Source organism: Curtobacterium sp. SP.BCp (assembly GCF_051903255.1).
Taxonomy (GTDB): Bacteria; Actinomycetota; Actinomycetes; order Actinomycetales; family Microbacteriaceae; genus Curtobacterium.
Genome location: NZ_CP194338.1, coordinates 3,585,167 through 3,598,277 on the forward strand (window position 1 = coordinate 3,585,167; position 13,111 = coordinate 3,598,277).

The 13,111-nt window shown below is 72.9% G+C and carries 16 protein-coding genes; 5 read left to right on the forward strand and 11 right to left on the reverse strand.

All coding sequences use genetic code 11. The features are described 5' to 3' along the window. Nucleotides 1–21 precede the first annotated feature (21 nt). The 4 genes from ACRQ4C_RS17180 to ACRQ4C_RS17195 are packed head-to-tail and all read right to left on the reverse strand — an operon-like array spanning nucleotide 22 to nucleotide 4,410. A complete protein-coding gene (locus ACRQ4C_RS17180; RefSeq protein WP_439689537.1) occupies nucleotides 22–1,614 on the reverse strand; it encodes a protein kinase domain-containing protein in 1,593 nt (530 codons plus the stop codon). Between the two features lie 10 nt (nucleotides 1,615–1,624). Beyond that, nucleotides 1,625–2,431 (reverse strand): phosphatase PAP2 family protein, encoded by an 807-nt coding sequence (locus ACRQ4C_RS17185; RefSeq protein WP_439689538.1) that lies wholly within the window; start codon nucleotides 2,429–2,431, stop codon nucleotides 1,625–1,627. Between the two features lie 38 nt (nucleotides 2,432–2,469). Beyond that, nucleotides 2,470–4,158, reverse strand: coding sequence for a bifunctional 3'-5' exonuclease/DNA polymerase (locus ACRQ4C_RS17190; RefSeq protein WP_439689539.1), 1,689 nt, complete (start codon nucleotides 4,156–4,158; stop codon nucleotides 2,470–2,472). A gap of 39 nt (nucleotides 4,159–4,197) precedes the next feature. Then, nucleotides 4,198–4,410, reverse strand: a complete 213-nt coding sequence (locus ACRQ4C_RS17195) for a hypothetical protein (protein ID WP_290133465.1) — start codon at nucleotides 4,408–4,410, stop codon at nucleotides 4,198–4,200. Nucleotides 4,411–4,493: 83 nt separating this feature from the next. Between ACRQ4C_RS17195 and ACRQ4C_RS17200 the strand changes: the two genes are divergently transcribed. Next, nucleotides 4,494–4,772, forward strand: coding sequence for a hypothetical protein (locus ACRQ4C_RS17200; RefSeq protein ID WP_439689540.1), 279 nt, complete (start codon nucleotides 4,494–4,496; stop codon nucleotides 4,770–4,772). Here ACRQ4C_RS17200 and ACRQ4C_RS17205 read toward each other — a convergent pair. The 3 genes from ACRQ4C_RS17205 to ACRQ4C_RS17215 form a co-directional block, all read right to left on the reverse strand. Next, on the reverse strand, nucleotides 4,753–6,138 hold the full coding sequence (locus ACRQ4C_RS17205) for an L-serine ammonia-lyase (protein ID WP_290133463.1): 1,386 nt from the start codon (nucleotides 6,136–6,138) through the stop codon (nucleotides 4,753–4,755). The genes ACRQ4C_RS17200 and ACRQ4C_RS17205 overlap by 20 nt on opposite strands. A gap of 44 nt (nucleotides 6,139–6,182) precedes the next feature. Beyond that, nucleotides 6,183–6,395: a PspC domain-containing protein gene (locus ACRQ4C_RS17210; protein ID WP_290133462.1), complete on the reverse strand. Its 213-nt coding sequence runs from the start codon at nucleotides 6,393–6,395 to the stop codon at nucleotides 6,183–6,185. A gap of 82 nt (nucleotides 6,396–6,477) precedes the next feature. Continuing rightward, nucleotides 6,478–7,416, reverse strand: a complete 939-nt coding sequence (locus ACRQ4C_RS17215; protein ID WP_439689541.1) for an NADP-dependent oxidoreductase — start codon at nucleotides 7,414–7,416, stop codon at nucleotides 6,478–6,480. Nucleotides 7,417–7,492: 76 nt separating this feature from the next. On the opposite strand from ACRQ4C_RS17215, the gene ACRQ4C_RS17220 reads away from it, so the two are divergent. Then, the gene (locus ACRQ4C_RS17220; protein ID WP_439689542.1) at nucleotides 7,493–8,311 is read left to right on the forward strand and encodes a shikimate 5-dehydrogenase; all 819 of its coding nucleotides are present in this window, start codon (nucleotides 7,493–7,495) and stop codon (nucleotides 8,309–8,311) included. Nucleotides 8,312–8,374: 63 nt separating this feature from the next. On the opposite strand, the gene ACRQ4C_RS17225 is transcribed toward ACRQ4C_RS17220, so the two are convergent. From ACRQ4C_RS17225 to ACRQ4C_RS17235, 3 genes are read right to left on the reverse strand one after another with little or no spacing between them, the layout of a single operon-like run. Next, on the reverse strand, nucleotides 8,375–8,818 hold the full coding sequence (locus tag ACRQ4C_RS17225) for an SRPBCC family protein (RefSeq protein ID WP_290133459.1): 444 nt from the start codon (nucleotides 8,816–8,818) through the stop codon (nucleotides 8,375–8,377). A 3-nt stretch (nucleotides 8,819–8,821) separates the two neighbouring features. Next, nucleotides 8,822–10,267 (reverse strand): phytoene desaturase family protein, encoded by a 1,446-nt coding sequence (locus tag ACRQ4C_RS17230; RefSeq protein ID WP_439689543.1) that lies wholly within the window; start codon nucleotides 10,265–10,267, stop codon nucleotides 8,822–8,824. Nucleotides 10,268–10,316: 49 nt separating this feature from the next. Beyond that, complete coding sequence (locus ACRQ4C_RS17235; RefSeq protein ID WP_439689544.1) at nucleotides 10,317–10,988, reverse strand: hypothetical protein; 672 nt, start codon at nucleotides 10,986–10,988, stop codon at nucleotides 10,317–10,319. A 103-nt stretch (nucleotides 10,989–11,091) separates the two neighbouring features. Here ACRQ4C_RS17235 and ACRQ4C_RS17240 point away from each other — a divergent pair, with 103 nt between their 5' ends. From ACRQ4C_RS17240 to ACRQ4C_RS17250, 3 genes are all read left to right on the forward strand, one after another. After that, the gene (locus tag ACRQ4C_RS17240) at nucleotides 11,092–11,367 is read left to right on the forward strand and encodes a hypothetical protein (protein ID WP_412879099.1); all 276 of its coding nucleotides are present in this window, start codon (nucleotides 11,092–11,094) and stop codon (nucleotides 11,365–11,367) included. A 104-nt stretch (nucleotides 11,368–11,471) separates the two neighbouring features. Next, on the forward strand, nucleotides 11,472–11,912 hold the full coding sequence (locus tag ACRQ4C_RS17245; protein ID WP_439689545.1) for a helix-turn-helix domain-containing protein: 441 nt from the start codon (nucleotides 11,472–11,474) through the stop codon (nucleotides 11,910–11,912). 30 nt (nucleotides 11,913–11,942) lie between these two features. Beyond that, the gene (locus tag ACRQ4C_RS17250; protein WP_439689546.1) at nucleotides 11,943–12,530 is read left to right on the forward strand and encodes a PIN domain-containing protein; all 588 of its coding nucleotides are present in this window, start codon (nucleotides 11,943–11,945) and stop codon (nucleotides 12,528–12,530) included. Between the two features lie 23 nt (nucleotides 12,531–12,553). Here ACRQ4C_RS17250 and ACRQ4C_RS17255 read toward each other — a convergent pair whose 3' ends face one another. Beyond that, on the reverse strand, nucleotides 12,554–13,081 hold the full coding sequence (locus ACRQ4C_RS17255) for a GNAT family N-acetyltransferase (RefSeq protein WP_412879102.1): 528 nt from the start codon (nucleotides 13,079–13,081) through the stop codon (nucleotides 12,554–12,556). Nucleotides 13,082–13,111: the final 30 nt, after the last annotated feature.

Sequence of the window (13,111 nt, forward strand, 5' to 3'; positions counted from 1 at the left end):
GCTCCATCGACTGGATGAAACCTACTTGTTGTGCCCGGGCGCGTTGCCCGAGTTGCCGGGGCCGGCCCCCGGTCCCGTACCGGGGCCGCTGCCGGTCGTCGTGTCGACGGCACCCTGGGGGTCCTCGACCGGGTTCGACGCCGGGCTCGACGGCTGGGGGACCTCGGACGGCACGGGGTCCTCCGAGGGCTCCTCGCTCGGTTCGGCGGGCTCACTCGGTTCCTGCTCGGGCTCGGAGGGTTGCTGCTCGGGCTCGCTCGGCTGCTGTTCCGGCTGGCTCGGCTGCTCCTCGGGCTGGCTCGGCTCGCTGCTCGGCTGCTGGTCGCCGGGGCTCGTCGTGCTCGATTCGGTCGGTGCCGGAGTCGACCCGGGACCGAGGGCGATCACCGCGGCCACGATGCCGGCGATGACGAGCACGGCGATCACCACCGCGAGGACGATCGGGCCACGCCGCCGGCGACGCGGCTCGTCGGGGCGCTCACCGGACGGTGTGGCGGGCACGCGCGGTGGCGTCCCGCCGCGCGCGGCGCCTGCTCCGGCACCTGCTCCCCCGGCAGCTCCGAGGACGGTGGTCGCGACGTCGTCCGACCGGGAGGCAGGGGTCGCCGACATCACGCGGGTCGCGTCGTCCGGTCGGTCGGTCGGTCGCATCGGCGCGGTCGCGTCCATCCGAGCGGTGGCGGCCTGCGCGGCGTCCGGATGTGCCGCAGCGGCGGCTGCCGCTGCCCCGGCGGCTCCGGCAGCTCCGGCGGCTCCGGCTCGGGTCATCGCGCCGGGCGCACCCGGGAGGAGCTGCGTCGCCGGTGCCACGTCGTCCCGCCCGAGGGCACGGAGTCGTTCGGCCGCCTCCGCCGCGGTGGGACGCTCGTCGGGATCGGTGGCGGTCATCACGTGCAGGAGGGTGCGCCACGCGGTCGGGAGGTGCTGGTCGATCTCCGGGCTGCGGGCGAGCCGGGCGGTCGCGGACTCCACCGCGCTGCCCGGGAACGGCCGCTTGCCGCTGAGGGTCTCGAGGAGCACCAGGCCGAGGGCGTACACGTCGGCCTTGCCCGTGATCGGCTGCCCCATCACCTGCTCCGGCGCGATGTACGCGGCGGTGCCCATCACCGTGCCGGTGCCGGTGACCCGGGCGGAGTCGCGGAGCAGGGCGATGCCGAAGTCGGCGAGCTTGACGTGCGTGCCGTCGGACTCGAGCAGGACGTTCGCGGGCTTCACGTCGCGGTGGACGACACCCTGCGCGTGCGCCGCGGCGAGACCCTCGGCGATCTGCGCACCGACGCGCGCGGTCGTGACGGTGTCGAGGGGCCCCTCGCGGAGCCGCGTCGCGAGGTCGCTGCCCGGGACGAGCTCCATGATCAGGTAGGAGTCGCCGTCGACGTCGTCGAGCGCTGCGTCGTAGAGCGTCACGAGCGCCGGACTGCGGAGTGACGCGAGGACCTGGATCTCCGCCTCGGCACGGGCTCGCTCCCCGTGGTCGACCGGGCCGATGCGGAACACCTTGACCGCGACCTCGCGTCCGAGCATCTCGTCGACCGCCCGGTAGACGGACGCCATGCCGCCGTGCCCGAGCGTGCCCGTGACGCGGTACCTGCCGCCGAAGACCCGTTCCTCCATGTCCGGCAACCTACCGGGGCGACCTGACGGGCCGCGCACCGCGACGGAGCGCCGTCAGGTACAACCGGTGCGCCGTGACGACGATCGCGAGCCACGCCAGTCCGAGCGCCCACGCCGCGAGGACGTCGGTCAGCCAGTGGTGACCGAGGAACACGCGCGAAGCGCCGATCGACAGCACGAACGCCGTCCCGACGGCGATCGTCCACACCCGCCCGACCAGCCGGGACTGCCGGAGGACGAGCAGGTAGACGATCGTGCCGACCACCACCGTGGCGTTCAGGGTGTGGCCGGACGGGAACGACGCGGAGTGCTCGTACGGGGGCACCGCATCGGCGAGCGGCGGACGGGCCCGGCCGATCAGGTCCTTGCCCGCGACGGTCATGAGGAGCGATCCGCCGCTCGCCGCGACGAGCAGCACCAACGGGGTCCATGCCCGGCGCTGGATGGTGAAGCCGATCAGGAACCCGACGGCGACGATGGGCATCCCGACGGTGCCGGCCACGTCGGTCCACCACGTGACGAGGGTGTCCGTGGTCGGTGACCGGAGCGTGAGCACCCAGTCGAGCACCGGCCGGTCGAGCACGGCGACGTCGTCCCCGGCGCGGACGGCGTCGTAGACCTCGGACGCCGCCCAGGTCGCCGTGACGGCCACCGCGATGCCGATCGTCAACGTGAGCACGAGGACGGGGAGTGCGCCGTAGCGGTGTCCGAGTCCGGCCCAGGTGTCGGCGACCGACCGACCTGCGCGGGTCCGCCACCGGGTGAGGTCGACGTCGCCGACGTGCTCGTCGGGGGCCTCGGCGTGGGTGTGGTCCATCGACCCACCCTGCCCGGTCGTGGCTGATCGCGGCCCGGTCAGTCCTTCGCGTCGGCGTACGAGTCGACCACCGCGACGCTCAGCGGGAACGTCACCGGGAAGTCACGGAAGAGCAGTCGGCCGGCGTCGACCGCTGCCGCACGCACCTGGTCGGCGACCCACTCGGCGTGCTCGGCCGGCGCGTGCACCACGATCTCGTCGTGCACGAAGAACACCAGGTGCGGCCCTGCCGTCACCGGCCCCGGGAAGCGTGCGGCGAGGCGCGTCCGCAGCGAGCCCATCCACGCGAGCGCCCACTCCGCGGCGGTTCCCTGCACGACGAAGTTCCGGGTGAACCGTCCCCAGCTCCGGGCCCGCGACTCCACGGCCCGCTGCATCGCCGGGGTGCCCTCCACCGCGTACGCGCGGTTGCGCGCCTCGAACCAGGACGGATCCGGCACGGGCGACGTCCGACCGAGCAGGGTCGTGACGGGCTCGCCGCGCTCCCCCGCCCGGGCGGCACGCTCCACGAGTGCCAGCGCCTGCGGGAACGCCCGGGCCAGTCGGGGCACGAGCCGGCCGCCCTCGCCCTGGGTGGCGCCGTACATCGCGCCGAGCATCGCGCCCTTCGCCTGCTGCCGGGTCTCGACCGCCCCCGAGGCGACGACGCCGTCGTAGAGGTCGCGTCCGTCGCCCGCCGCCGCCATCGCCCGGTCCCCCGCCATCGCGGCGAGCACCCGGGGTTCCAGCTGGGCGGCGTCGGCGACGACGAGCTTCCAGCCGTCGTCGGCGACCACGGCGCTCCTGATGCCCTTCGGCAGCTGCATCGCCCCGCCGCCGTCCGCGGCCCACCGTCCGGTCACGACCCCGCCGACGACGTACTTCGGGTGGAACCGACCGTCGCGGACCCAGTCGTCGAGCCACGTCCACCCGTTCGCGGTGAGGAGCCGGGCGAGCCGCTTGTACTCGAGCAGGGGCTCGATGACCGGGTGGTCGAGTTCGCGGAGCTCCCACTTCCGGGTGCTCGTCACGGTGAGACCGGCGCGCCGGAGCGACCGGAGGACGTCGGCGGGCGAGTCGGGGTTGAGGCCGGGGTCGTCGAGACGCTCCCGGATCACCGTCGCGATCTCCTCGAGGCGTCGCGGTCGGACGCCGTACGGCACCCGCGGACCGAGCTCCTGCTCGAGCAGCCGCTCGTGGACGTCGACGCGCCACGGGAGTCCGGCGTGCAGCATCTCGGCCGCGACGAGCGCCCCGGCCGACTCCGCGGTCAGGAGCAGCCGGAGCGCGCTCGGCGCGGTCGACGACGCGACGGCGTCGAGCTGCGCCCGGAACTCGGCGACCGGGTCCAGCGCGTCGTCCGGCACCGGAGCGGCGAACAGCGCGTCGTCGAAGAGCCGGGCCTGCGCCGGCTGGGCGACCCGTGCCTCCAGGGCGGGTGGCGCGTCGAGCGCATCGGGCGGTGACGCCTGCAGCGCCGTCCCGCGCGCGGCGAGCGCGCCCCGCAGGACGCGGCGGCCGAGCCGGAGGTCGACGCAGCGCGCGACCCGTCCGCCGGCCGCGAGCACGTCCGGGTACCAGCGTGTGGTGTCGTCCCAGACCCAGCGCACGTCGGCGGCGTCCTGGTCCGCGACGAAGGCCGGGAGGCCCGGCTCGGCCACCCGGATCGGCTCGCCCCCGGCGGTCCCCGCGTCGGTCAGGGGCGTCGCGGAGACGCCGCCGTCGACGCGGTGGAGGACGTAGTGCACGGGACGATCATGCCGTGGACCACCGCCCTTGGCGTCCGGTCACTCCCCCGGACGGACCGCAGCGGTGTCGGCGACGTCGATCCGGACGTCACCGTCCGGCGCCTCGGACACCTCGACCCGGGGCTCGGCGTCGTGCTCGTCGGACCCGGACATGCGGCGCAGGGTGTCCTGCCGACGCTCTTCGAAGGACATGTCGACGCCGTCGTCGAGGTGGTCGCGGTCGGGGTGCTGGTGTCCGTCGTGCTCGGTCATGGGGCCGACCGTACGCGCGGACGGTGAACGTGACGATGGTTCGACGATTCTGCGTCTTCCGGACATTAGAGGATGATGGAGCGGTGCAACAGACCATCGATGACCACGAAGCGTGGCGGGAGGTGCCCGCTGACGAGGTCCCCGTGAACGCGACCGTGCGCTACGACGACCGCGGCGAGCGACTCGTCGGCACCGTGGTCGACGAGCTCGCGACACCGGGTGCGACCGCGCTCGTGGTGCTCGACGCGGACGGTGCGCCGAGGGTGGTCCCCACCGAGGCCCGGCTCGAGATGCGGGTCAGCGAGGGCCGGGTCGACGAGGTCTGGGTCGACGAGGTCCGGGTCAGCACAGCGGGACGTTGACCGCCAGCCCGCCCATCGCCGTCTCCTTGTACTTGGTCGACATGTCGGCGCCCGTCTGCCGCATGGTCTCGACGACCTGGTCGAGCGACACGTGGTGGACGCCGTCGCCGCGCAGCGCCATCCGTGCGGCGTTGATCGCCTTGTTCGCCGCGATCGCGTTCCGCTCGATGCAGGGGATCTGCACGAGGCCGCCGATCGGGTCACAGGTCAGCCCGAGGTTGTGCTCCATGGCGATCTCGGCCGCGTTCTCGACCTGCTCGGGCGTCCCACCGAGGACCTCCGCGAGGCCGGCGGCCGCCATCGACGCCGCCGAACCGACCTCGCCCTGGCAGCCGACCTCGGCGCCGGAGATCGACGCCCGCTCCTTGTAGATCGAGCCGACGGCACCGGCGGTGAGCAGGAACCGGACCACGGCGTCGTCCCGGCGATCGGGGGTGATCTCGGGCACGTAGGTGAGCGCGTACGACAGGACCGCGGGGATGATCCCGGCGGCGCCGTTCGTCGGCGCGGTGACGACCCGGCCGCCGGTGGCGTTCTCCTCGTTCACGGCCATCGCGACGAGGTTCACCCACTCCATCGCGAAGAGCGGGTCGTGGTCGGGGTCGTCGCGGACGAGCTGCTCGTACCAGGTGGCCGATCGGCGCCGGACGTCGAGTCCGCCGGGGAGCGTGCCGGTCCGGCGCACCGAACGGTCGACGCACTGCTCCATGACGGCGTGGATCGCGAGCAGTCGCTCGCGGACGGCGGCCTCCGAGGTGTCGAGTGCGACCTCGTTCGCGAGCGCGATGCCGCTCACGGGCAGGCCGGAGCGCGCGCACTCCGCGAGGAGCTCGGCGCCGCTGGAGAACGGGTGGGGAACGTGGTCGTCGACGGGGATGGCCGCGCCCGCGACCTCCGCGGCGTCGGTGTCGCCGTCACGAGTGATGAACCCGCCGCCGATCGAGTAGTAGGTCTCGTCGGCGAGCACGCTCCCGTCGGCGTCGGTGGCCCGCAGCCGCATGCCGTTCGGGTGGCGCGGCAGCATCGTCAGCGGGTGGAGGACGATGTCCGCGAGCCGGAACGGCACGGTCGCTCCGTTCGCCAGCCGGAGCGTCCCCGTGCGTTCGAGGTCGGCCAGGTCGAGCGCCATCCGGTCGGGGTCGACCGTCTCCGGGTCGGCGCCCGTCAGCCCGGCCGCGACGGCGCCGAGCGTGCCGTGGCCGTGGCCGGTCGAGGCCAGCGACCCGTAGAGGTCCACCCGGACGCCGGCGACACCCGACACGGGCAGGGCAGCGGCGAACGCGGCTCCGGCGCGCATCGGCCCCACCGTGTGGGAGCTCGACGGGCCGACACCGATGCTGAACAGATCGAAGACGGAGACCGGCACGCCGCCACACTAGCCCGTCCGGACGGACGGGAGTCCAGCAGCGGTCAGCGGCGACGGACGCGGCGCAGTCGCTGCGAGCCCTCGCCCGGCATGAGGATCCACAGCACGACGTAGAGGACCCAGAGCGGGCCGGGGAACAGGCTCAGGATCACCCACACGACGCGGACGAGGGTACGGGACCAGCCGAGCCGGTCGGCGATGCCGGCGCAGACCCCGGCGAGCAGGCGGCCGGAACGGGGACGGAGGAAGGTGCTCATGCCGACCACGCTACGGACCGACGGGCACCCGAGGACATCCGGGTGCCCCACGAGCGACGGTGGGGACAACCCCCGGGGCGCTCTACGGGACGAGGACGATCTTGCCGCGCGTGTGCCGCTGCTCGAGCTCTGCGTAGGCGTCCTGCACCCGGTCGAGCGGGTAGGTCGCGGCGATCGGGACCTCGATGGCCCCGTCGGCGACCTGCAGCGCCAGCGCCCCGAGGATCTCCGGGTCGGCGGTGTCCGCACTCCCCGCGGCCTTCGCCCCGAGCTCCGAGGCGGCCTCGAACGCGATGATCGTCTCGATGCGGTCGACCGGGACCCCGAGCGCGACGCCGAGGTGGACGTACTCGGGGCCGTACGTGTCGATGAGTGCGTCGACGCCGTTCGTCGCGGCCTCGGCGATCCGCTCCTGCAGTCCGTCGCCGTACGCCACGGGCCGCGCGCCCTTCGACCGGAGCCAGTCGTGGTTCGCCTCGGAGGCGATCGCGATGACGTCGATGCCCTCGTTGGTGAGCAGCTGCGTCACGAAGCCGCCGACACCACCGGCGGCGCCGGAGACCACGACGGTCTCCCCCGGTCGCGGATCGACGGCGCGGACGGCAGCCGCCGCGGTGGTCGCCACGATGTCGAGCCCACCCGCGACCTCCCACGGGAGCAGGTGCGGCTTCTGCACGACCTGACCGGCCGGCACCGACACGTACTCGGCCTGGCTCGACCGCTCCCACGACCAGCCGAGGACCTCCTCGCCCTCGTCGACGCCGTCCACACCCTCGCCGGCGGCCACGACGATGCCCGCGAAGTCCGTGCCCTGCCCCGACGGCAGCTTCGACGGGTCCTCACCGTCGAACAGACCCTGACGGATCGCGGACTCCCCCGGGTTGATGCCGGCGGCGCGGACCCGGACGAGCACCCGGCCCGCCTCGACCCCGGGGACCGGGACCTCCTCGACGCGGAGGACGGTTCGGTCACCCCACTCGGAGAACCGGACGGCGCGCATGGTGTCGGGGAGCTCTGCCATGCCGTCGACGCTACCCCGGTCACCGGACCGTCGAACATGGACCGCTCCATCAGCGCCAGCATGGGAGACTGACGGCATGCCCATCCTCAACAAGGACATGCAGGTCTGCATGTCGCTGGCGGCCCGCCCGAGCAACATCGGCACCCGGTTCCACAACTTCCTGTACGACGAGCTCGGGCTGAACTTCCTCTACAAGGCGTTCACGACCACCGACCTCCCCGGCGCCGTCGCGGGCATCCGTGCGCTCGGCATCCGTGGCTGCTCGGTGTCGATGCCCTTCAAGGAGGCGATCATCCCGCTCGTCGACGTCATCGAGGAGTCCGCGGCGGCCATCCAGTCCGTCAACACGGTCGTGAACGACGACGGCGTGCTCACCGCGTCGAACACCGACTACGAGGCCGTCGCGTCCCTGCTCGCGAGCCACGACGTCGACCGCTCGTCACGGGTGCTGCTGCGCGGATCCGGTGGCATGGCCAAGGCCGTCACGGCGGCGTTCCGCGGTGCCGGCTTCGAGCACCTCACGGTGGTCGCCCGCAACGACGAGACCGGTCCGGCCCTCGCCGCGCAGTACGGCTACGAGCGGGTCGCCGACGAGCGCGACGCCGGTGACGCCGACGTCCTCGTGAACGTCACGCCGCTCGGGATGCGCGGTGACGACGAGGACGCGCTCGCCTTCGAGGACGCCCGGATCGCCGCCGCGCACACCGTCTTCGACGTCGTCGCGTTCCCCTCCGAGACGCCGCTGGTCCGCGCCGGACGCGCGGCCGACAAGCACGTCATCACCGGCGCCGAGGTCATCGCCCTGCAGGCGGCGCGGCAGTTCGAGCGCTACACGGGTGTCGCCCTCACGGACGACCAGGTGCGTCGCGCGAGCGCGTTCAGTCGCTCGGAGTAGCGACGTCCGTCGCACCGGACGGGAGGCCCGTGGCGGCGCCGCCACGGGCCTCCCGTCCGGTCTTCAGTCGCGCCCGGCGCGACCCGCGGCGACCCAGCCGAGCCGCCGCAGCGTCTCGTGGTTCCGCACCCAGATCGCGGGCTGCATGAGGAAGTCCGGCACGTAGGAACCCGGTCCTGCGATCGCGTTCTCGACGATCGTGACCTTGCAGCCGCGCCGGTGCTCCTCGACCGTGAGCGCGACCCGGGCCTCCCCGATGGGCCAGCCCTTCGGCCGGATCGTCATCGCGTGCGGCGGATCCCAGACCTCGACGGTCGTGGTGTCGTCGATGACGATCGGCCACACGCCGAACGAGTGGTGGATCCGGGTGCCGACCGCTGGCCACCCTGGGTCCTGCCCACGCATCCGGGACGCACCGACCACCCAGGTCGTGAAGAGCCAGCCGTCGCGCAGGACGTCGAACACGTCCTCGGGGCGGCAGTGCAGGATGCGGACGTTCTTCGCCATGGGTCAGTCCTCCGGTGCGAGATCGACGTCGACGGACAGGCCGAACGTGTGGCGCAGGGCGCTCCTCGCGGCGTGCCAGCCGGCCATGCCGTGCACGCCGGGACCCGGTGCGGCGCTCTGCGACGCGAGGTACATGCCGCCGCCCGTGCGCCACGGGTCCGACGACAGCACCGGGCGCTTGACGAGCTGCCAGAAGCTCGCTGCGCCCGCCGCGATGTCGCCGCCCTGGTAGTTCGGGTTGTACTCGGCCATCTGGACCGCCGTGCGGCTCGAAGCGTGGAGCACGAGGTCGCGGAACCCCGGGGCGAACCGCTCGATCTGCCGGGTGACGGCCTCGGTCTGATCGACGTCGGAGCCGGCCGGCACGTGCGCGTAGGCCCAGAAGACGTGCTTCCCCTCCGGAGCCCGGCTCGGGTCGACCACGGTGGGCTCCGAACCGAGGACGTAGGGCCGCTCGGCGTGCTGCCCGCGGGCCACCGCCCCCTCGGCCGCGGCGATCTCGGCGCGCGTCCCGCCGATGTGCACCGTGCCCGCCTTCCGGAGCAGCTCGTTCTCCCACGGGACCGGCCCGGACAGCGCGAAGTCGACCTTGGCGGCGGCGTTGCCGAACCGGAAGCGCCGGAGTGCCCCGCGCTTCGGGGTCGGGATCTGCTTCCCCGCGATCCGGAGCATGCCGGGGACGCTCGTGTCGAAGAGCACCGCCTTTGCCGGCGTGAGGTCTCCGAGGCTCGTGACCTCGCGGCCGGTCTCGATCGTGCCGCCGTGCGCGACGAGGTCGGCCGCGAGGGCGTCGACGATCGCCTGGCTGCCGCCGATCGGGACGGGCCAGCCGCGGGCGTGGGCGTAGGAGCCGAGCGACAGCGCCGCGGCCGCGGTCGCGAGCGAGGGCACGTGCTGGATCGAGTGCGCGGCGACGCCCGTGACCATCGCGGGCGCGACGTCCTCACGGAACCGGGCGTTCCACGCGCGCGTGCCCTGCTCGAGCGCGCGGAGGCCGAACCTCGCGACGGTCACCGGGTGCCGTGGGACGTGCAGGAGCGCATCGGTCGCGAAGTCCGCGACCTGGTCGGAGTGCCGCGCCAGCGGGGCCATGAGCTGGTGGAACGCCGGGCCGTCCGCACCGAGCCCCGCCGCGGTCTCGGCGATGTCCCGGTACGCGATGCCCGCGCGGCCGCCGTCGAGCGGGTGGCCGTACTGGACTTCCGGCAGGCGCAACTCGATGCGGTCCTCGAGGCGGAACGCGCGGAAGAACTCGGACTGCAGGGCCATGGGGTGCACGGCGGAGCAGACGTCGTGACGGAAGCCGGGCAGGGTGAGCTCGGCCGTGCGGGCTCCCCCGCCGATCGTGTCGTTCCGTTCGACGACCTCGACGCTCAGCCCGGCGCGCGCGAGCGTCACCGCTGCCGCGAGTCCGTTCGGCCCTGCTCCGACCACCACCGCGTCCACCATGGGTCCGAGCCTAGGGACCCGGGCGTCCGCGAGCGCTCAGGGCTGGTCGTCAGGCGCGGGCGGTGTCGGCGTCGGCAGGGTCGGAGCCGTCCTCGTCACCGTCGACGTCGTCGGGCTCGTCGGCATCGGGAGCGGTGGACCCGACCGGGTGTTCGGCGAGCAGGGTCGCGAAGTCCTCGTCGAGCATCTGCTGCAGGCGTTCGTCGCGACCGACCTCGTAGTCGTCGGCCGGACGCTGTGCCCAGCCGAGGCGCCCGACGACCGTCGTCCCGATGTCGTCCCACGCGCGGGCCCGGGCCTGCAGCACGATGCCGTCGACGAACTTCTGGTCGTCGCGACGGGCGTCGAGCCGGGCGGCGAGCTCCTCGTAGGTGGCCTCTCGTGTGCGGAGCTTGTGGTCGTCACCGCGGCGGTAGTCGTGCTGGTGTCGTGACCGGCCCTTCTGCTTGCTCGAGGTGGCACGGATCTCGCGCATCCGGGCGGCGTCCCCCCGCTGCTCCTCGGCCATCCGGTGGAGTTCCTGGCGTGCGGCGTCGGCGATGAGCGCGTGGTCGAAGTACCCCTGGTCGCGGAGGGCGTTCGTGATGATCCGGTTCGCCACCGCCACGACGACCGCGGCCTTCGCGATGAGGAACCCCTCGTCCACGGCGCGCTTCAGTTCGACCTGACTCACGGGTCGGTCGCGCACGTCGTTCTTGCTGCGTCGTCCGAACAGGGCCATGCCACGACGATACCGGCGACGAGTGACCGTCAACCGTCCGACGGACCTCGGATCAGCGCACGGACGGACGACGCGCGCCGGCACCGTCCGTACGCTCGGAGCCATGACCTCGTACCCGACTGCTCCTCGTACCGGCCTCGGGACGGCCAGCCTCGTCCTCGGCATCTGCTCGCTGCTGGCGGGCTGGACGTTCTTCGCTCCGATCGTCGGGCTCTGCCTCGGCATCGCCTCCCGATCGCGGGAGCCGATGGCCCGCGGACGTGCCGGGTGGGGCATCCTGCTCAACCTCGTCGCCCTCGCGGTGTGGATCCTCGTGGGCGCGCTGCTCGTCATCGGCGGTTCGTTCGCCGTCTGGCACGGGGCGACCACCGGCCGCTGACCAGCTCTCCGGACCGCGCGCACCGGAAGCAGGAGGGTTGCACTTGTAAGTGCAACCCTCGTAGTGTGGTCACCACCTACTCCACTGAACGACAGGAGAGCGCGATGCCCCCCGTACGCAGCGTGGTCACGGAAGACACCACTCCGGATCCGGCAGTCCGCGACGAAGCCGCGGACACGGTCGAGCGCGCGCACGACCGCCAGGTGGTGGGCATGTCGCTCACGCTGGACGACGGAACGAGCATCGCGGTGCCGGGACACCTCGCCGCCTTCCTGGTGAACACACTCCGCTCGACCGCGAACGGGTCGGCGGTCGTGACCGTCTCGATCCCCGAGGAACTCACGACCACGACGGCCGCCAAGGAACTCGGGATCTCCCGCCCGACGCTCATGAAGTTGATCAGAGCGGGCGCGATCCCCTCGACGAAGGTGGGAACTCACACGCGACTCCGTCGACGTGACGTGCTCGAGCTCCGGCAGCGCCGCGACGCCGATCGTCGAGCCGCGGCGCGCGATGTCCGAATCGCCGGCGAAGCGTTCGACTGAAGTGTCACACGCCACCCGTAGTCTTGCGGTGTGCTCCAGCGGGTCTTCGTCGACGCCAACGTGTTCTTCAGCAGAACCCTGCGCGACTGGCTCTGCCTGCTCCGCGCCGAAGTGCCGCAGATGTTCCAGCTCCACACCACCGAGGACGTCCTGGCGGAGACCGTGGCGCGACTGCGGACGGTTCATCCCGACCGCGATGGCGGTGCGACGACGCAGCTCGTACGGAGCCTCAGGGGAGCCGTCGATGAACTCGTCGAGGACTTCGACGGCCGAGTCGACTGGCCCGGCAGCGATCGGAAGGACCGGCACGTCCGCGCCGCGGCCATCGCATGCCGAGCGGACGTGCTCCTGACCGAGGACCGCGGCTTCGAGGAATTCGATGCGTTGCCGTACGAGGTGTACGGGTGCGACGACTTCTTCGTGCTGGCGGACGACGCCGTTCCGTGGCTCGTGCGAAACGTCGTCCTCGACCAGAACCGGTACTGGAACGGACGGCCGAACCGGAAGGGCCTCGCGGTCGCGCTGCGGGACGCCGGCTGCCCGGTGTTCGCTGAGCGGGTCGTCGCGCACCTTCGCGCGGCGAGCGGCGTCGGCGACACGAAGAGCGCGACTCGGTAGCGCCGGGGTCGTCAGCGGACCGCTCAGAGCACCAGCCCGTAGACGGCCACGTCGACGCGCCGCGACCCGAGCGGCATCGCGCTCCGCAGCGTCCCCTCGTGCACGAACCCGAGCCGCTCCGCGAGCCGACGGCTCCGCTCGTTGTCCACGGCCGTCCGGATCTCGACCCGAGCGCACCCCCGTGCCCTGGCCACACCGATGAGCACGGTGGCCGCGCGGCGCACGATGCCCCGGCCCTCCGTGCCGGCGTCGATCCAGTAGCCGAGTGACGCCTGCCCGAGGTACGGGTCGAACGCGAGCGAGGCCGCCCCGACGATGCGGTCGTCCGACCGGATGACGCACGGGAGCGACCGGTCCATCGCGTACTGACCGAGCAGGTGCTCGGTGTGCATCGCGATCGTGTCGACGCTCTGCACCTGCCACGCCCAGGGTTCGGCGGCCCGGAGCCGGTCGAGGTTGGCGACGACGAGCTCGTGCAGCGGCTCGACGGTGGTGAGGTCGCGCAGGGTCAACGTGCACCCGTCCCCGATGTCCCGTCCGAACGCCGCCACGGACCCGACACTATGCACGTCGGCGTCGCA